This window comes from Providencia sp. PROV003 (assembly GCF_045040775.1).
GTDB classification, from domain to species: domain Bacteria; phylum Pseudomonadota; class Gammaproteobacteria; order Enterobacterales; family Enterobacteriaceae; genus Providencia; species Providencia huashanensis.
On sequence record NZ_CP096369.1, the window covers coordinates 369053 to 387335 of the forward strand.

General features: G+C 41.5%; 17 protein-coding genes. 8 read left to right on the forward strand and 9 right to left on the reverse strand.

The annotated features are described in order from the left end of the window. Positions 1-9: 9 nt before the first annotated feature. The 4 genes from M1F14_RS01535 (at position 10) to M1F14_RS01550 (ending at position 4366) form a co-directional block, all read left to right on the forward strand. A complete protein-coding gene (locus M1F14_RS01535) occupies positions 10-1404 on the forward strand; it encodes a glycoside hydrolase family 1 protein (RefSeq protein WP_181469309.1) in 1395 nt (464 codons plus the stop codon). 175 nt (positions 1405-1579) lie between these two features. Next, positions 1580-2884 carry a carbohydrate porin gene (locus M1F14_RS01540; RefSeq protein WP_181469016.1) on the forward strand — a complete coding sequence of 435 codons (1305 nt, stop codon included), beginning with the start codon at positions 1580-1582 and terminating at the stop codon, positions 2882-2884. A 137-nt stretch (positions 2885-3021) separates the two neighbouring features. Beyond that, a complete protein-coding gene (locus M1F14_RS01545) occupies positions 3022-3720 on the forward strand; it encodes a YafY family protein (protein WP_042847643.1) in 699 nt (232 codons plus the stop codon). A gap of 49 nt (positions 3721-3769) precedes the next feature. After that, positions 3770-4366, forward strand: a complete 597-nt coding sequence (locus M1F14_RS01550; RefSeq protein WP_181469014.1) for a glutathione S-transferase family protein — start codon at positions 3770-3772, stop codon at positions 4364-4366. A gap of 79 nt (positions 4367-4445) precedes the next feature. Here the strand turns inward: M1F14_RS01550 and gorA are convergent, their stop codons facing one another. Together gorA and M1F14_RS01560 are read right to left on the reverse strand one after the other, a co-directional pair. After that, positions 4446-5798 (reverse strand): glutathione-disulfide reductase, encoded by a 1353-nt coding sequence (gene gorA, locus M1F14_RS01555; protein WP_042847802.1) that lies wholly within the window; start codon positions 5796-5798, stop codon positions 4446-4448. A gap of 139 nt (positions 5799-5937) precedes the next feature. Next, positions 5938-6780, reverse strand: a complete 843-nt coding sequence (locus tag M1F14_RS01560) for a 23S rRNA (adenine(2030)-N(6))-methyltransferase RlmJ (RefSeq protein ID WP_181469013.1) — start codon at positions 6778-6780, stop codon at positions 5938-5940. A gap of 234 nt (positions 6781-7014) precedes the next feature. Here M1F14_RS01560 and M1F14_RS01565 point away from each other — a divergent pair, with 234 nt between their 5' ends. Continuing rightward, positions 7015-7419, forward strand: coding sequence for a DUF1090 domain-containing protein (locus tag M1F14_RS01565; protein ID WP_042847646.1), 405 nt, complete (start codon positions 7015-7017; stop codon positions 7417-7419). 205 nt (positions 7420-7624) lie between these two features. Continuing rightward, the gene (gene yhjD / locus M1F14_RS01570) at positions 7625-8617 is read left to right on the forward strand and encodes an inner membrane protein YhjD (protein WP_173424830.1); all 993 of its coding nucleotides are present in this window, start codon (positions 7625-7627) and stop codon (positions 8615-8617) included. Between the two features lie 47 nt (positions 8618-8664). On the opposite strand, the gene M1F14_RS01575 is transcribed toward yhjD, so the two are convergent. Then, a complete protein-coding gene (locus tag M1F14_RS01575; RefSeq protein WP_048605434.1) occupies positions 8665-9726 on the reverse strand; it encodes a nitronate monooxygenase family protein in 1062 nt (353 codons plus the stop codon). An 85-nt stretch (positions 9727-9811) separates the two neighbouring features. On the opposite strand from M1F14_RS01575, the gene M1F14_RS01580 reads away from it, so the two are divergent. Together M1F14_RS01580 and M1F14_RS01585 are read left to right on the forward strand one after the other, a co-directional pair. Further along, positions 9812-10693 (forward strand): LysR substrate-binding domain-containing protein, encoded by an 882-nt coding sequence (locus M1F14_RS01580; protein ID WP_181469011.1) that lies wholly within the window; start codon positions 9812-9814, stop codon positions 10691-10693. Positions 10694-10729: 36 nt separating this feature from the next. Beyond that, positions 10730-11737: a serine hydrolase gene (locus tag M1F14_RS01585; RefSeq protein WP_232370508.1), complete on the forward strand. Its 1008-nt coding sequence runs from the start codon at positions 10730-10732 to the stop codon at positions 11735-11737. Between the two features lie 41 nt (positions 11738-11778). Here M1F14_RS01585 and M1F14_RS01590 read toward each other — a convergent pair whose 3' ends face one another. From M1F14_RS01590 to dppB, 6 genes are all read right to left on the reverse strand, one after another. After that, complete coding sequence (locus M1F14_RS01590) at positions 11779-13269, reverse strand: pitrilysin family protein (RefSeq protein ID WP_042847651.1); 1491 nt, start codon at positions 13267-13269, stop codon at positions 11779-11781. 168 nt (positions 13270-13437) lie between these two features. Continuing rightward, entirely contained in the window at positions 13438-14136 is a 699-nt protein-coding gene (locus M1F14_RS01595) for a HAMP domain-containing protein (RefSeq protein ID WP_181469009.1), read from the reverse strand. A 195-nt stretch (positions 14137-14331) separates the two neighbouring features. Then, a complete protein-coding gene (dppF, locus tag M1F14_RS01600; protein ID WP_042847655.1) occupies positions 14332-15336 on the reverse strand; it encodes a dipeptide ABC transporter ATP-binding subunit DppF in 1005 nt (334 codons plus the stop codon). Continuing rightward, the gene (dppD, locus tag M1F14_RS01605) at positions 15333-16313 is read right to left on the reverse strand and encodes a dipeptide ABC transporter ATP-binding protein (RefSeq protein WP_042847656.1); all 981 of its coding nucleotides are present in this window, start codon (positions 16311-16313) and stop codon (positions 15333-15335) included. The genes dppF and dppD overlap by 4 nt, the downstream gene beginning before the upstream one ends. A gap of 12 nt (positions 16314-16325) precedes the next feature. After that, complete coding sequence (gene dppC, locus M1F14_RS01610) at positions 16326-17228, reverse strand: dipeptide ABC transporter permease DppC (protein WP_042847657.1); 903 nt, start codon at positions 17226-17228, stop codon at positions 16326-16328. A gap of 10 nt (positions 17229-17238) precedes the next feature. Continuing rightward, positions 17239-18258 (reverse strand): dipeptide ABC transporter permease DppB, encoded by a 1020-nt coding sequence (dppB, locus tag M1F14_RS01615; RefSeq protein WP_181469007.1) that lies wholly within the window; start codon positions 18256-18258, stop codon positions 17239-17241. Positions 18259-18283: the final 25 nt, after the last annotated feature.

The window sequence follows — 18283 nt, forward strand, 5'->3', positions numbered from 1 at the left end:
AATAAAATGATGACAAAATTTCCTGAGACATTTTTATGGGGAGGCGCCATTGCAGCAAACCAAGCCGAAGGCGCTTATTTGACAGCAGGAAAAGGGTTAAGTACCTCTGATGTTCAACCAAATGGTATTTTTGGTGGAGTCGTTAAACGCACCAATAATGACCAATATATTAAAGATATCGCTATCGATTTTTATCATCGTTACCCAGAAGATATTGCTCTTTTTGCTGAAATGGGGTTCACCTGTTTACGTACCTCTATCGCATGGAGCCGTATTTTCCCACGTGGCGATGAGCAAGAAGCAAATGAAGAAGGGCTGGCTTTCTACGATAAATTATTTGCAGAAATGGCGAAATACCATATTCAACCTGTAGTTACTTTATCTCATTATGAGATGCCCTATCACTTAGTCACGGAATATGGTGGTTGGGGAAGTCGCCAAGTCATTACATTTTTTGAACGCTATGCACGCACTGTTTTTCAACGGTATAAAGACAAAGTCAAACTTTGGCTCACATTTAACGAAATCAACATGTCACTTCACGCCCCGATGACAGGTGTAGGATTAGCAGAGACCAGTTCAAAAACAGCGGTTTATCAAGCTATCCATCACCAACTTGTTGCCAGCGCAAGAGTGACAAAAGCCTGCCATGAAATTATCCCTGATGCCAAAATAGGGAACATGTTGCTCGGTGGGTTAGTTTATCCCCTAACATGCAAGCCCAATGATATTTGGGAAGCCATGACTGAAAATCGCACATGGTTATTCTTTGGTGATGTTCAATGCCGTGGGACTTACCCCGGTTATATGCTACGTTATTTTAAAGATAACCAAATTCATCTGAATATTACCGAAGAAGATAAACAAGATCTTAAACAAACTATTGATTTTATCTCTTTCAGTTATTATATGACTGGCTGCATTACCGCAGATAAAGAAGAATATAATAAGAAACGAGGTAATATTCTCAGTATGATCCCAAACCCTCATTTAGAAAGCTCACAGTGGGGATGGCAAATTGATCCTCAAGGGCTAAGAACAATATTAAATTTATTATGGGATAGATACCAAAAACCATTATTTATTGTTGAAAATGGGCTAGGGGCTATCGACCAAGTGACTCCTGAGGGAGATATTATTGATGATTACCGCATACAATATATTAACGACCATTTAGTCCAAGTACATGAAGCCATTCAAGATGGTGTAGATGTTATGGGTTATACTAGTTGGGGACCGATTGATATTGTTAGCGCCTCAAATGCGCAAATGTCTAAACGTTATGGGTTTATTTATGTTGATAGAGATGACCAAGGCAATGGCACGCTTGAACGCAAACGGAAAAAAAGCTTTTATTGGTATCAAAAAATCATTAAGTCAAAAGGGGAGTTATTAATTCGTTAATTAACCTAATTAAATATTGAGGGGTTTATACTTTATAAGCCTCTCTAGTAATATTACAGATATTATATAGGTAGTTTCTACATCCTATATTTAATATATAAAATTTACGTAGATATTAATAAATACTATTTTGTATTTATTAGTTTTTTGCGCCTTAAAATAGGTTCCATAATAAATGAATAAAAAAATTATATTTCCCCTGTTATTTTTAACATTACCCGCTATTGCTAATGAACAATCATGGGATGGTACTGTATTAGGGTTTGAACCTGCCCCTAAAGGGCTATTTGGCGACATGCTTGGCATTCGCCCTATTTTATCGGATCATGGTTTTTCATTTCATAGTAATTATTTAAGCCAAGTTGCCTATAATGCAAGTGGCGGTTATGATGATGATAAATACACCGCTTATATTGACCAATTTGCCTTCACCTTTACCCAAGACCTAGAGCGGTGGACAGGCATCCCAGATGCTCGTATTGAAGGGAATATTGTTAACCGCAATCACAATGATGACCTCACCTTAAAACGGGTTCAAGACCCACGAACTCCTAATTATGACCAAACCCAAGAAAGTGCTGGCGGTGGTTCTATTACACGCTTAGGTTGGCTAACTTTCGCCCGAAGTTTTGACGAACGCCGTCTCACTTGGCGTATTGGCATGATGAATAAAGTACAAGAATTCGACCAAATTATTCCATGTGATTTTCAATTGCGCACCCAGTGTGGTGGTAAATCTGCAAATGCTCTTGTCTGGAGTAACTGGAATATTCACACGTGGGGAACCACTGTCAGCTATAAAATCACACCAGAGGTGACTATTAAAACAGGGGTTATGGAACAAAATCCTCAAGCAACTGATAGAAGCCACGCTTGGAGCTGGTCAACTAAAGGCAGTAAAGGCATTGTATTACCTTTAGAGGTCGAAAGCCGCACTTTCGTCAATGGGTTACCGGGGGCCTATAATGTAGGATTATTGTACACCAATGCCAAACAGAAAGATCTCTACAAAGATAAAACCTACCACAGCACATGGTTTATCTATGGTGGTATGAACCAACAATTAACTCGCCACCAAGACGACCCCAATAGAGGTTTAAGTTTATCCTTAAGTGGAAGCTACCACGATGAACGTAGTAATTTTATGAATTATGTGGTTTCAAGTTCCTTGCGTTATCGTGGATTATTCGATGCAAGGCCTGAAGACTGGGTGGGTTTAGGTGTTTCTTATATTGAATTAAGTGATCACTTTGCCAAAGGCCAAAAACAGTATAACCAACAATTTGGCATCACAGATTACCATGACCCTTTCTTTCGCCCTATAACCTCTAATGCGTTTAACGCAGAACTGTATTACCGTTTCAAACCGGTTTCTTGGCTAGAGCTACAACCTGATGTCCAATACTGGCACAATCCAGGGGGGATTAAGCAAACCTCTGATGCATGGGTACTCGGCTTAAAAACCGTCGTCACTTTCTAAACATATCAGGCCTGAAAGCTAAACTTACCGGCTATCAGGCCAATAATTTTCCGCCATCTTTCGCAGCTTTGATTTTTCCCTGTAATACCCTATTCTGTGTTTAATTTCTTAATCTATCGTTCTAGCTAGGCTGATAAATGACTCGCACTCAACGCTTACTGACTTTATTGCAAATACTCAAAGAAAACCGCTACCCCATTACGGCAGAAGCTCTTGCTTCTCAGCTACAAGTCAGTATCCGCTCTATTTACCGAGATATTGAGTCGTTACGCAACCAAGGCGCTGAAATCTTAGGTGAGGCGGGTATTGGTTACCAACTAAAAACCGGCTTATTATTGCCTCCACTCACTTTCGATGAAAATGAACTGGAAGCACTGGTTTTAGGTTTGCGCTGGGTTAAAAGTAATGCCGATAGAGAGCTAAAAAACTCAGCAATACGTGCCATTAGTAAAATAAATGCTGTCGTAGCAGGTAATTCACAGAAAATCTTAAACCAAAACACCTTGTTTGCGCCCACCACACATTTCCATGAAATAAACGATATTATTGCTAAAGACTTGCGCCTAAGCTTACGCGAAGAATGTAAAGCTCAAATTATTTACCTAGATGGCCAGAACCAACAGAGTGAACGAATTATTTGGCCGATTGCAATTGGTTATATGAAAGATTCCCAAGTACTCGCCGCTTGGTGTGAATTACGGGAAAGTTATCGCCATTTTCGTTTAGACCGCATTCAATCCTATCGTGCCCTTGAGCATAAACTCCCCTACCCTAAAAATTATTTGCTTGAACGATGGAGTAAAGAAGTCCTCTGCGTGTCTACTGACAATTTCTGACACAGCTGTACCTTATAGTAAGTGCTCAACTTCTTATAAGGGAATAATCATGAGCGAACTGGTGCTTTTTACTAATTCAATGTCACGCGGTAATACTGTTGACCTACTGTTAAAAATTTTAGATGTTCCTTATAAACGTATTGAATTAGATTATGGTGCAGATATGCACACGGCCGAATATTTGGCAATTAACCCAATGGCAAAAGTCCCAGCATTGGTTGATGGTGAGGCTATCGTCACTGAAACAGCGGCGATTTGTTTATATTTAGCGGACAAATTTATTGAAAAAGGCTTAGCTCCTGCACTTAACGACGCCAAGCGTGCTGATTATTATCGATGGTTCCTATTTACCGCGGGCCCAATAGAAACTGCGTTCACAATTAACGGCCTTAATATTCAGCTCAATGAAGAACAACAAAAATCATCTGGATTTGGTTCTGTTGAACGCACAATGGCGTGCTTAGAAACCGGTTTAAATAACGCTAAACCTTTTATTTGTGGCGAGCAATTCACCGCAGTGGATGTGTATGTAGGGGCATTTGTAATATTCTTCACTAAATACAATATGATGGAAGTCACACCAGCAATGAAAGCTTACATGAAAAACTTGTCAACTATTCCTGAAATTGCCGAGCTACTCGCGTAATCCTCATGTAAAAAGAGCCAAGTTATTAACTACTTGGCTCTTTTATTCATTAACAGTATAACCAATATTATTCGTATGCTTAACGCATAGTCACAAACTCTTCCGCTGCGGTTGGGTGAATAGCCACAGTGTTATCAAAGTCTTTCTTGGTTGCGCCCATTTTTAACGCTACTGCGAAGCCTTGCAGAATTTCATCCATACCAAAGCCAATGCCATGAATACCGACAATTTTTTCTTCTTCACCCACACAAATTAACTTCATACGGCAAGGTTGACGATGAGAAGTTACCGCAGTATACATGGCTGTGAAAGACGATTTATAAGTTTTCACATTTTCAGCGCCATATTTTTCAACGGCTTCTGGCTCAGTTAAACCCACAGTGCCAATTGGTGGGTGTGAAAATACTACCGTTGGAATATTACTGTAATCTAAATGTTCATCTGGTTTATTATTAAATAAACGTTCGGATAAACGACGCCCTGCCGCAACAGCCACAGGAGTCAATTCAACAGCACCAGTATTATCACCCACTGCATATACACCAGCGACATTGGTATTTTGGTATTTATCCACTTTGATGTAGCCTTTCTCATCCAGCTCAACACCCGTGGCTTCAATATTCAGGTTATCCGTCATTGGCTCACGACCAATAGCCCAAATCAATGCATCAACTGTATGCTCTTGGCCATTTTCCAATTTTAACGTTAAAGAACCATCGGCATTTTTTACCACTTCTTTTGGAATAGACTCTGTGTGCAGTTTTGGCCCTTCCGTGTTCATAACTTCAACCAGCGTTTCTACAATCAGAGGGTCGAATGAACGCAGTGGCGCATGTTTACGAACAAATAAGTGTGCTTGCGCACCGAGTCCATTTAAAACACCTGCCAATTCAACAGCGATATAACCCGCACCCACCACAGCAACACGCTTTGGTAGCGCTTCCAGCTCGAAGAAACCATCAGAAGTCATACCATACTCTGCACCAGGGATAGCAGGGATCACAGGGCGACCACCGGTGGCAATTAAAATATGATCCGCGGTATAAGTTTCGCCATCCACTTCAACAGTATGCGCATCAACAAAACGAGCAAAACCACTGATCACATCAACTTTATTATTGCCAAGAACGCGGTCATAAGATTGATGAATGCGATCAATATAAGCAGTACGGCTATCAATTAATGTTTTCCAATCAAAACGATTAATTGTCGTATCGAAACCATAGTCAGGACCATAATTACGAATGGCTTCAGAAATTTGTGCCGCATGCCACATAACCTTTTTCGGTACGCAACCTACGTTCACACAAGTTCCACCTAATGCTTTAGCCTCAATTAAGGCACATTTTTGCCCATACATTGCTGCACGGTTCATCGACGCAATACCACCGCTTCCGCCACCAATTGCAATATAGTCGTAATGTTTGCTCATAATTTGGTTATTCCCATTGATTGAATGACTCATTGATTCATTTTCTCGCATCATGCTATTGATTGCCATGGCATGAATAGCGTTTTATGATAGCTAATACCTGTTAATTCAATTGGCTATACCTATCCTATTGTGCGAATTATTCTGGTACAACCCACTCAACTAAAGTATGCCCTATACCTTCAGGCACCAGTGTTTTATGTAACCAAGGCAGCACATTTTTCATTTGCTGTTCCAATTTCCACGGTGGGTTGATGACAATCATACCCGATGCCGTCATGCCGCGTTGGTCGCTGTCAGGTCGCACAGCCAATTCGATTTGTAAAATTCTGCGGATCCCTGTTGCTTCTAATTGATTAAGCATACGTTTTATTTGTTGGCGCAACACGACGGGATACCAAATTGCATAGGTTCCCGTTGCAAAACGTTTGTACCCTTCAACCACACCTTTAACGACCGCTTCATAGTCTGTTTTCATTTCATAAGGTGGGTCCATCAACACAAAACCTCGACGACTTTGTGGTGGTAACTTTGATTTTAATTGTTGATAGCCATCTTCTTTAGAAACTTGTGCTCGATTATCACGTGAAAACTCAGTACGTAATAACGGATAATCGCTCGGATGTAATTCCGTTAATACCAGTTTATCTTGCTCACGCAATAAATATTTGGCTAATAAAGGCGAGCCCGGATAATAACGCAAACGGCCATTATCATTGAGCTTACGTACAATACTCATATAGGGCTGTAATTCCTCAGGTAAATCTGGTTGCTCCCATATCCGCGCAATCCCTTCGAGGTATTCACCTGTTTTTTCTGCATATTCACTGGTTAGTTGATAACGACCTGCACCTGAATGTGTGTCTAAATACAGAAAAGGTTTTTCTTTCTCTTTTAGAGACTCAATAATCAAACTCTGTACCGTGTGTTTTAACACATCGGCATGGTTGCCTGCGTGAAAGCTGTGACGATAACTTAACATGTAACGTTTATTTCCTGAGGAAATTCAACACTAGCCAAATAAGATGACTACTATTAAATAGGTGCTTTAAAGAGTGCCTTTTTGAACAAAAAATAGGCCGGATTAATTCTTCAGCCTCATTATAGCTAAATTTAGCCACAATTGTCACAGTGAAGGCAGCGCTAAAATTCACATGACCTAAATGAAATAAAACGCTATCCTAAATACAAATTTCAACATAACCAGGGGTAAATCATGAAGAAGCTACTGATAGTAACCACAGCTTCCGCTTTGTTTTTTGTAAGTTCATCAGTCATGGCAGCTAAAACACAAAATGGCTGCGACATTAAAAAACAAAGAATTGAAGCACAGATAAAATACGCGAAACAGCATGGCAACCAATACCGTGTTCGCGGCTTAGAAGAAGCATTAGATAACGTTAATCGTTATTGCACCCCAGAGTCTTTATATCGTGATAGCCAAAAGAATGTCGACGAAAAACGTGAAAAAGTGCAAGAACGCGAAGCTGAATTAAAAGAAGAAAAGCAACAAGGTAATGACCTCAAAAAGATTAAAAAACGTGAACGCAAATTAGCTGAAGCGCAAGCTGAATTAAAAGAAGCACAAGACGAGATGCAGATATACAAAGGGGCTCTTTAATTTTGATATATTCCCTTTTTCCTGATTAATGAATTGGTTACTTTCACTGCACAATATCATTCCAATGACATTTGTTTATCTAAAAAATAGGCATTGGGATGAAGTTACCCTTTATTTTAGGCTATAGTATTGTGCATATCATTCATAACTAGCCACTGAACAAGGCCAAAGTAAGACAGTTTTCGTTGCAGGAAAAGGGGATTAAATGTCGAATATGCAGGAAGAAGAACAAAAAGATAACAACAAGCTGAAAGCGACACTGAATAAAAGTATTGATGGCAGTAAAAAAGCGCTCACATTCTCAATGCGTGTTGTTAATTTTATTTGTGCAATTCCATTTATTGCACACCTCATTCGAACCGCACAACGTTTTACTGACCGTATGGGAAACCAGTTTGGTGCCGCAATTACCTATTTCTCATTTCTATCGTTAATTCCTGTTTTAATGTTTTCATTTGCAGCTGCGGGTTTTGTCTTAGCCAGTAACCCTGAACTACTTGAAAAATTAGTCCGAGGAATTTCTGCAAATATTACTGACCCAACCCTAGCTAATACATTAGAAAGAACCATCGATACTGCAATTCGCCAACGTACGACAGTCGGGTTAACCGGTTTAGCCTTAGCGGTATATTCAGGGGTCAACTGGGTAAATAACTTACGTTTAGCTATTTTGGCTCAATCGCGCCCTGTATGGGAGCGAAATGAAGATGAGCACGAAAACATTATTTTCCGCTATATCCGCGATTTTTTTGCTTTGATTGGTTTGCTGATTGCATTGGTTGTCACAATCATGCTCACTTCAGTGGCCGGTTCTGCACAAGCAACCATTGTCAGCACATTAGGGCTTGATGGTATCGAGTGGTTAAAACCTGCGTGGACACTAATAGGGTTAACTATTTCTATCATGGCTAATTTCCTATTATTTTTATGGATTTTTTGGATTTTACCTCGTATGCAACATCGTCGTCGGTCCCTCATCAAAGGGACTTTTCTGGCTGCCATCGGGTTTGAAATTATTAAATCAATCATGACATGGATTTTACCGAACCTAGCGTCATCTCCTTCCGGTGCAGCATTTGGTTCAGTACTAGGTTTAATGGCTTTTTTCTACTTTTTTGCCCGTTTAACCCTATTTTGTGCAGCATGGATAGCTACCGATGAGCAAAAAGACTCATTGCCTACCGAAACAACGCTTTAATCATCCAATTAGGGCAGCGATAATCGCCGCCCTACTATTTACACAATTTATCCATTCATCTCTTCAACCCACGTTTTCACAAGCAAGGCGGCTGGCATTTCGCGGATTTTCACTAGGTTTTTCCCTGCCCAATGAGCAGAAAAGTCATCACTCCCCAACTGACTTGCTGCGGCATTTAACTGTTTTGCAATATCATAAGCAATTGGATAATCAGGTAATTCATTTATTTTATAATCAAGGCCTATTTGCGTAAATTGATTCGCAATCCCCCTTGCCGGCCGCCCTGAGATTACAGTTGTTAAAGTGGTGGTATCCGTTGTCTGGCTTTTCAATTTTTGCCGATAGCTACTATTTGCGGCAGATTCAGGACACAAAATAAACGCCGTTCCCAACTGCGCTGCGGCTGCACCTCCATCTAATGCCCCTTTGATATCATAACCATCCATCATTCCCCCTGCTGCAATAATAGGTAACTGGGTCTGTTTTATAAGTAATGATACCAATGCGTTAGTCGTTAATTGTTCATCTTGCATATTTACATCAAATATACCGCGATGCCCACCAGCCTCAATACCTTGAGCAACAATTGCATCAATCCCGGCCTGTTCTATTAACTGGGCTTCTTGCAAATTAGTCGCGGTGGCTAAGGTATAAATGCCTTGCGACTTTAATTGCTGTACGACCTCGGCTGAAGGGATATTAAAATGAAAGCTGACTGAAGCTGGTTTCATCTCTAACAACATCGCCAACATTTCAGAGTTACCTAAAAAAGTTTGGTAGATTTCATTAAGATGAGTTGGAGGAGTCGTATTAAACTGAGCAAAGTAAGGCGCCAGATATTCTATCCATGCGCGTTCATTAGTTTGGTTGCGTTTTGGTGGTTGATGACAAAATAGATTCACATTGAATGCCTTATCTGTCAGTGCCTGTGTTTGAGCTATCATCTGACGTGCTTGTTCAACTGTGCTTGCCCCTAACCCTAATGAACCTAACCCACCGGACTCAGAAACTGCCGCCACTAATGCAGGTGTAGACACCCCCACCATCGGTGCTTGAATGATAGGATAGCGTAAGCCTAACCGGTGTAAAAATGCATTTTCTTTAGCCATTTTCTTTCCTTTATTGTAATGTCGGGATACACTTTACTTTCTTACATTGAGAATGAATATAGCACCATGTTCACATAAAGAGAAAATGAACACTGAAACTCTTAAAATATTCTGTACCGTTGCTGCTGAGCTCAATATCACCCGCGCAGCTGCACGTTTAGGTCGCGTACCATCGAATATCACAACACGAATTCAACAATTGGAGTCAAATCTTGGCGAACTGTTGTTTATTCGGCAAAATAAACGCCTTGAACTTTCAGAGGCTGGTAGGCAATTTCTTGATTATGCTCATCGGTTATTAGCCCTTGAGGAAGAAGCTCGCCATGTCATTAGTGGGGGGCGAGAAGGTGGGCAGTTGCGTATTGGAAGCATGGAAAGTACGGCGGCTTGTCGGCTACCCATACCTTTAGCACAATTTCATCAGCAAAACCCAAATACTAAATTGTTATTACGTACTGGGTCTTCACTTTCATTGCTAGAACAAGTCAATAGCGGCAAACTGGATTGTGCGTTTGTCGCACTGCCTTCTGCGCTATATGAACCTAACCAACTCTCACAAATGGGGATCAAGACCGAGGTCATTTGGCAAGAAAAATTGCAATTGTTGCTTCCTGAACATGAACATTCAGCAACCATTGTAAATCAAGTTAAAACCCGTTGTTTAGCGGCTTTTGCACAAGGGTGTAGCTATCGGAATATTGCGGAGCAATGGTTAAATATTCCAGCAAGTTTCGATTGGAATGTACAAGAAATGAACTCTTATCACGCGATGGTGGCTTGTGTTACCGCAGGGAGCTGCGTGGCACTTCTTCCAAAAAAATTAATCGAATCAATGCCTGTTTCATCTTTAAAATTAGGCAGAATTACAGTGACTCACTGTGATACCCTTTTGATTTACCGCGAAAATTACCATGTCCCTGCTTTTAGCGCATTTAAAGCGTGTATTAGTGCATCTAGCCATGATTAATATAGTGCCTTCATTATAATTACCTAACATGGGGTCATGATGACTAGCTTTGTGAAACAACTTGAAGAATTAACCTGTGGGGTTGTTCTCTATTATCACAACCAGACGAAAAGCAGTGTTGCTAGTTTCTGTTCTAGGGGGTCAGACCTTGCAGGCTCCCCACTCACTGTCGATACACCACTACGGATAGCGAGTAATACAAAAACCTTTACCGCGGCAGCGATTTTACGACTTGCTGAATTAGGCAAACTGAGCATCAATGATGCTATCTCTAAACATATCGACCCAAAATATAATTTATTACTAAGTGCCCAATATGACACGAATGCAATTACCGTGCGTCATTTACTCAATCACAGTAGCGGGCTATTAGACCATGCTGATGCCGACTACCTAACTGAAGTTCTCAAACGCCCTAATTATCAGTGGAGCCGTGCAGAGCAATTAGAAATATACATCCACAAGCAGTTTCCATTTTTTCCACCTGCTAAATCGTACATCTACTCAGATACTGGCTATATTTTGTTGGGGGATATTATTGAGCGAATAACAGGCAAATCACTTGGTCTAGCAGTAAGAGAATTACTCAAATTTGATTCAATTGGACTAGAAACTGCCTATTGGGAACACCTAGAATCTCCCCCAACAATAGCAGCACCTAGATCACGCCAATATTTAGGGAAGTTGGAAGGGACACATATCCACGCCTCTATGGATGCTTATGGCGGTGGTGGTTTAGTGATGTCATCAAAGCAGATGGCAGTGTTTTTAGAGGCGCTTTTCGGGGGGGCTATTTTTTCATCGCCAGCGACCCTAACAACCATGTTAAGTACCGGCACCCATGATGGAGCAGAAAATTATCGACTCGGCATTATGGCAAATGTTGTTAACGGCATTACCTTATATTCTCATTTAGGTTTTTGGGGCTCTGTGGCTTATTACTCCCCTCAAACAAAAACAAGTGCCGCAGGGTTTGTCGATAACAGGGGTTCACGAGAAATACTAATAACGGCTATTGAATCGTTACTAAGCCAACAAGTTTGAAAAAGGATAGCCAATGGTGACCAACGGCTACCCTTCATCATTTATTGTGCAACGGCCGGTTTAGCAGGCACGAGATCTGTTTGCGTGCCAGTTGATGTGGAGGCTTGTGGCCAAAGTGCTTTAATAAATTTTTGGCGAATTTGTTCCGCATCCATTGTTTGTTTATCTTTTGGCTGCGCTAAAACAAAAGCTGCTTCTTGCGATAATAAGCGACGCGCTTCCATGTTAACTTGCTCAAGGCTTTGCGATGCTAAAAAAGACTGCCTTAAACGTTGATACTGTTCGGGAGCAATATCAACGACCCCATTTTGCTGGGAAATCAAACGCTGACTAATCAAAACATCAGTGCTGGTGCGGGCATAGGCAGCAAACAATTGTGATAGCTGCACCTGTTTTTCTTTCATCATGTCATCAAACAGCTCGGCAGGGATACCATTTTGGTTAATTGTAGCTAACTCATTAATGACAATATCAGTCACCGCGGCCATTTTTTCGGGTGCAGCACTGACTGATAGCGTACAAGTGGCTTTCTGGTATTGCACACGACAATCAAGCCCAGAGACCACTTCACCTTGGTTAAATTTTTGATTAAACGTTTTTTGCAAAGAACGATAAACCGCTTCGCGCGCTAAGTCACTTGCCCAATAACGTAATAATATATTTGAGTCTTTAATTGGTATCCAATCGATATCCCAAATCAAAGAAAGGGTATCCTGCGCCAGTTGTTCTTGTAAAATATCAATAGATTGTGGTTTTACCGTGGATAGCACCGCGACAGAAACAGGCTCAGAGCGTCTTCCTTCCAGAGATGAAAAAGTTTGCGATATCGAGTCAGATAACATCCGAGGATCCACATGACCAGCAACGTATAACGTCATCACATCTGGCGTATACCATTTTTGGTAAAAAGCGTTCACGCTTTCGAGATCGACATTGTCATTTGGTTTTTGGCCAGGGTCATAACCCATCATCGCAGAACCTTTTAAACGAGCTCGCCAAACTGGGTCGCTTGCATTTAAAGGCAGTGTTGCAACAGGCACGTTTTCAGCTGTTAAGCCATTATGCAGTGTCGTTTCGGTATATTCGGCTTTCACTACAGAGGTAGCTAGCCAACTCAATGCTTGCTTGATTAAATCAGGCCTGTTGTTAGGTAAACTTAAGCTGTAAGTTGTGTAATCATAAGAAACAACCGCAGGTGGAATTGGCATGTCTGGGTCTGTTGCCTGACGCCAAAACTCTTGTAACGTTGCGGTTGGAAATGTTTCAGTCTGATGATACAACGCCATTTTAGGAATTAAATAACTGTACCCTTTCTCACTCGCTTTTTCTGTTAATGAACCTGTTTTAATTGCTAATCTGAGTTGGATACGGTCATTTGGACGCTGTGGTGTTTGTAATAATTGCCAGCTAAAGCCATTTTCTAGCTTTCCTTGCTGCCATGCTGGATCAGGTTGCAAAGATTCAGCGCTTGCAAATTGAGTCACTGATAATAATACAACACTGATAATATACCGAACTTTCAAGCCCTGCATGTAAACCCCTATGTGTTTTATATCTTTATATTTAACCGCAAATTACGACAGGTAAATTAACGAAAAGCGTGAACTTACCGGGTTAAACAATACCGTTTGGCTTTATCCAATTTTAATTTTCACCACTATAACGATATTAGACCATAAAGCTGAGTTCATGTTCATGGCTTAGTCTGAATTTTGCTGTTTTCTTTGACGGTTGTAACCTTTTGCAAGTAACCCAAGCTCATCATCATGATGATATTCAGAAACAACCAGCTGATTAACTTGATCATTTTCCTGTAACTCGATAGCCATTTTACGCAATGGCCTGACAATCATCCTGCTGACACACCACGTCATTGCAATAGCAATGATAAGCACCAACAATAAGTAAGTCGTTGTCATCAATGCCAGTGTGTTTACAGCAAACCGATATACACGATTAGGGTCGACTTGTAAGGTTAAATACCCTTGAGGCTTCGCTTGCAATACAGCATTGCCGTATGCATATAAAGGTACCGTCATTTCGACTGGAATGCCGACAAAGTAAGTCGCCCACTCGGGGATTGGCTTCGGTGTTGCAAAACTTAAATTCATCACCGTTGCATTATCAACCGTCACAATCGCATTACCCATAATACCTGATGTCTTTAAGCTAATGAGTAATCTTTTCGCCTCGCTAAGGTCCGAACTTAGCAATGCGTCGGTTAATGGTTTCTGAATTTGTACAACAGCATTACTAAGCTGGTCTAAATAATCTTGCTTACGTTGTTCGATTAAGTAGCTGAATTGGATAGCTAAAAAAAGCGCGAGAGAGAGTAACGTAATTCCAAAGAATACGATCATACTTTTTAACGTTAGTGAGCGTTGGACCTGTGTGTTCATTTGACCACAACCTTCCTAATCAAGCAGCTTTTTAAAGAAAAATAGAAACGTCAATCAGTATACTTGATTTTATCCCCAAAAGAGTAATTTAAAAAGAAAGATTGGATATTTAGGATAAACGATATCCTAAAGAGAATTAAATATAAAATAGAAGAGAAAAACGGCAGAAAGTCAGACTTTCCGCCGTATTAAACATTAACTCACGACAACAGATTGTTTCTCGTCTTCATCAACAGCAAAACACGCTACTAACTGTTGGTCATACTCATTTAATGTCGGCTGGAACTGAGTACATTGGCCAAAAGCTCTACGGCAACGAGCCGCGAAAGCACAGCCTGGAGGTGGGTTCAGTGGGCTCGGCAATTCCCCTGTTAACTTAATACGTTCACGCCTTGAGTCTGGGTTTAACCTTGGTGTTGCAGATAACAAGGCTTGTGTATAAGGATGCAAAGGGTTATTAAAAATCTGCTCTTTCGTGCCTTTTTCAACGCAACGTCCTAAATACATTACCATGACCTCATCAGCAATATGCTCAACCACAGATAAGTCATGGGAAATAAACACATAAGACAAGCCAAGATCCTGTTGTAAATCCATCATCAAGTTTAATACCTGAGCGCGAACAGAGACATCCAGCGCAGAAACAGGCTCATCTGCAACAACAATGTCTGGGTCAAGCATTAAACCTCGTGCTATCGCAATACGTTGCCTTTGCCCTCCCGAGAACATGTGTGGGTATCGGCTATAATGTTCTGTTTTTAAACCTACTTTTGCCATCATTGATAATACTTTTTCTTTGCGCTGTTCTTTCGATAGCGAAGTATTAATCAATAAAGGTTCTTCTAAAATTTGCCCCACCTTTTTACGGGGATTCAATGAGCCGTATGGGTTTTGGAAAACAATTTGAATTTTCTGACGACGCAGCTTCTCCGCTGATTTATCTCTAATCAGCAAATTTTGATCTTGATAATACAATTCGCCATCAGAAGGTTGCTCTATCATCGTTAACAAACGACCAAGTGTGGATTTACCACACCCCGACTCCCCAACTACGGCTAGCGTTTTACCTTTCTCTAATTCAAAAGAAACCCCATCTAACGCTTTAAGGGTTTTCTCCGCAGAAAAAAAACCACTTTTAACAGAATAATACTTTTTCAAATCCACGGCTTTTAGCAATGGGGTATGTTGTTTGTCACTCATAATGTTGGCCTCCCCATATCATCTAACGGCATATGGCATTTGACTTGGCGATCACCAACGGTTTGTAACATTGGCTCCTCTTGACGGCACTTATCCGTTGCGTATGGGCAACGTGGATTTAATAAACAACCGACAGGCCTGTCATATTTACCGGGAACAACACCAGGGAGTGATGCTAAACGTGATTTATTCGTTGCAAACTCAGGTAATGCTCTCAATAGTGCTTGGGTATAAGGGTGACGTGGGTGTTTAAAAATATCACTCGCTTTTGCTGATTCAACCACCTGCCCTGCATACATCACGATGATATGGTGTGCAGCTTCAGCCACAAGTGCAAGGTCATGGGTGATCAACACTAACGCCATGTTTTCTTGCTGTTGTAGCTCCAAAAGTAGCTCAATAATCTGCGCTTGAATTGTGACATCCAAAGCTGTTGTTGGCTCATCAGCAATCAACAGTTTAGGGCGACAAGCAATCGCCATTGCAATCATCACCCGCTGACTCATCCCACCTGATAATTGATGGGGATAGACATCCAAGCGTGATTGAGGATCAGGGATACCTACCATGTCTAGTAAATCGACAGCCCGCTGTTTCCGTGTGCTTTTACTGCCGCCTTGATGCACTTTGAGTGCTTCCATGATTTGATAACCCACGGTAAAACATGGGTTTAGGCTGGTCATCGGGTCTTGGAAAATCATCGCGACATCCGCACCAATAATTTGTCTACGTTCTTTTTCAGGCATAGACAATAAATCGCGTCCATCAAACTCCAACGATTCTGCCATCACTTTCCCGGGGTAATCAATTAACCCCATGATGGCAAGTGAGCTAACCGATTTCCCAGAACCAGATTCACCGACGATACCAACGACTTGCCCTTTATCAACGCTATAACTGATACGATCAACCGCGCGAAATGGCGCTTTTCCATCGCCAAAATGAACCGAGAGTTGTTCTACATTTAACAGTGCCATTAGATTACCTCATCACTGCTTGAGTTTTGGATCGAATGCATCGCGTAAACCATCACCCATCAGGTTAAACGCAAGCACCGTCAGTAAAATCGCCAGTCCTGGGAAAGTCACCACCCACCATGCACTCTGTGCAAACTGCAGCACATCAGACAGCATAGTTCCCCACTCAGGAGTTGGTGGCTGAGCGCCCATACCGAGGAAACCCAAAGCAGCCATATCTAAGATAGCATTCGAAAAACCTAAAGAGGCCTGTACAATCAATGGAGCCAAACAGTTAGGTAAAATATTCACAAACATTTGACGTATTGAGCCTGCACCAGCAACTCGAGAGGCCGTCACATAATCACGGTTCACTTCCACTAAAACGGCGGCACGCGTTAACCTGATATAGTGAGGTAAAGCAACAAAAGTCAGAGCAATAGACGCATTAACAATAGAAGGCCCAAAAATTGCGACTAAAACTAAAGCCAATAGCAAGCTAGGTAATGCCAACATGATATCAACTACACGCATGATTAGCGCATCAACAATACCACCGAAGTAACCTGCAATTACGCCAATGGTCACGCCCATTATCAAGGACAGCACGACAACCAAGCACCCAACTAATAAAGATAAACGAGCGCCATACATCAAGCGAGAAAGTAAATCACGCCCAACATCATCCGTTCCTAGAATAAACTGCCAGCTCCCACCCTCATCCCAAACTGGTGGAGCCAATAAAAAATCACGAAACTGTTCATCAGGGGCATGTGGTGCTAATACACCCGCAAAAATAGCAATTAGTACCATCAGGATGATATAAAACATCCCAACAACGGCCCCTTTATTACGTTTAAAATAATGCCAAAATTCTTGTAATGGTGTCATCGGCTGTGGGGCGCTGACAACAGTTGGCTCAGTAGATTGAGACATTTAGCGCTCCTTATTTTTTATGACGAATGCGTGGATTTACAATGCCATATAGCAAGTCGACCACTAAGTTAACAAAAATGATCAGCGTTGCCACGAGCAGTACGCCACCTTGTACGACAGGGTAGTCACGACGTTGCAGCCCTTCGATTAACCAACGTCCCAACCCAGGCCATGAGAAAATAGTTTCTGTTAAAATAGCGCCAGCTAACATGACGCCAACTTGTAAACCGATAACCGTTACAACGGGGAGTAAAGCGTTGCGTAGTGCGTGGATTAGGATCACGCGTGCACGGCCAAGGCCTTTCGCTCGCGCTGTTCGAATATAATCTTCGCCTAACACTTCCAACATTGATGAACGCGTCATGCGAACAATAACCGCCAGAGGGATCGTCCCTAATACAATAGAAGGCAATATCAAGTGCTCAACAGCATCAATAAAGTTACCTTCTTCACCCCAAATCCAAGTATCGATTAACATAAAACCGGTCAGTGGGTTTGAATCATCAAGGAAGACCATATCACTCACCCGCCCAGCAACTGGAGTGAGGTCTAATTGCACCGACACTAACATGATGAGCATAATCCCCCACCAAAATATCGGCATTGAATAACCCGTTAAAGAAAGACCAATCGCGGTGTGGTCAAAGATTGACCCACGTTTTACAGCGGCTAAAACCCCAACAGGGATACCAACAGAAACCGCAAAAATCATTGCACAAGTGGCTAATTCAACTGTCGCTAAAAAGCGAGGTAAAAACTCTTCCCAAACACCAATACGGCTTTTTAGAGAAATCCCTAAGTCACCATGAAATATCCCATCAACATAATGCAGATATTGCTTCCAAAGTGGCTGGTCAAGGCCTAACTCAGCCATTAAGTAGGCGTGCCTTTCAGGAGAGATCCCCCTCTCCCCAGCCATGATCATAACTGGGTCACCGGGGATCATGTGAACAAAAGCAAAAGTAAGTAGTGTGATACCGATAAACGTCGGGATCACAAGCCCCAATCGTCGGAGGATAAATTGCAGCATATCCTGAATCTCTTTAATAATGCCG

Bases quoted from the DNA above. Each gene is read 5' to 3' on its own strand.
- M1F14_RS01540 (WP_181469016.1), top strand. From the start codon at position 1,580: ATGAATAAAAAAATTATATTTCCCCTGTTATTTTTAACATTACCCGCT.
- dppF (WP_042847655.1), bottom strand. From the start codon at position 15,336: ATGAGTGACAAACAACATACCCCATTGCTAAAAGCCGTGGATTTGAAA.
- dppB (WP_181469007.1), bottom strand. From the start codon at position 18,258: ATGCTGCAATTTATCCTCCGACGATTGGGGCTTGTGATCCCGACGTTT.
- M1F14_RS01585 (WP_232370508.1), top strand. From the start codon at position 10,730: ATGATGACTAGCTTTGTGAAACAACTTGAAGAATTAACCTGTGGGGTT.
- M1F14_RS01535 (WP_181469309.1), top strand. From the start codon at position 10: ATGACAAAATTTCCTGAGACATTTTTATGGGGAGGCGCCATTGCAGCA.
- yhjD (WP_173424830.1), top strand. From the start codon at position 7,625: ATGTCGAATATGCAGGAAGAAGAACAAAAAGATAACAACAAGCTGAAA.
- M1F14_RS01565 (WP_042847646.1), top strand. From the start codon at position 7,015: ATGAAGAAGCTACTGATAGTAACCACAGCTTCCGCTTTGTTTTTTGTA.
- M1F14_RS01595 (WP_181469009.1), bottom strand. From the start codon at position 14,136: ATGAACACACAGGTCCAACGCTCACTAACGTTAAAAAGTATGATCGTA.
- dppD (WP_042847656.1), bottom strand. From the start codon at position 16,313: ATGGCACTGTTAAATGTAGAACAACTCTCGGTTCATTTTGGCGATGGA.
- gorA (WP_042847802.1), bottom strand. From the start codon at position 5,798: ATGAGCAAACATTACGACTATATTGCAATTGGTGGCGGAAGCGGTGGT.
- M1F14_RS01560 (WP_181469013.1), bottom strand. From the start codon at position 6,780: ATGTTAAGTTATCGTCACAGCTTTCACGCAGGCAACCATGCCGATGTG.
- M1F14_RS01545 (WP_042847643.1), top strand. From the start codon at position 3,022: ATGACTCGCACTCAACGCTTACTGACTTTATTGCAAATACTCAAAGAA.
- M1F14_RS01590 (WP_042847651.1), bottom strand. From the start codon at position 13,269: ATGCAGGGCTTGAAAGTTCGGTATATTATCAGTGTTGTATTATTATCA.
- M1F14_RS01550 (WP_181469014.1), top strand. From the start codon at position 3,770: ATGAGCGAACTGGTGCTTTTTACTAATTCAATGTCACGCGGTAATACT.
- M1F14_RS01575 (WP_048605434.1), bottom strand. From the start codon at position 9,726: ATGGCTAAAGAAAATGCATTTTTACACCGGTTAGGCTTACGCTATCCT.
- M1F14_RS01580 (WP_181469011.1), top strand. From the start codon at position 9,812: ATGAACACTGAAACTCTTAAAATATTCTGTACCGTTGCTGCTGAGCTC.
- dppC (WP_042847657.1), bottom strand. From the start codon at position 17,228: ATGTCTCAATCTACTGAGCCAACTGTTGTCAGCGCCCCACAGCCGATG.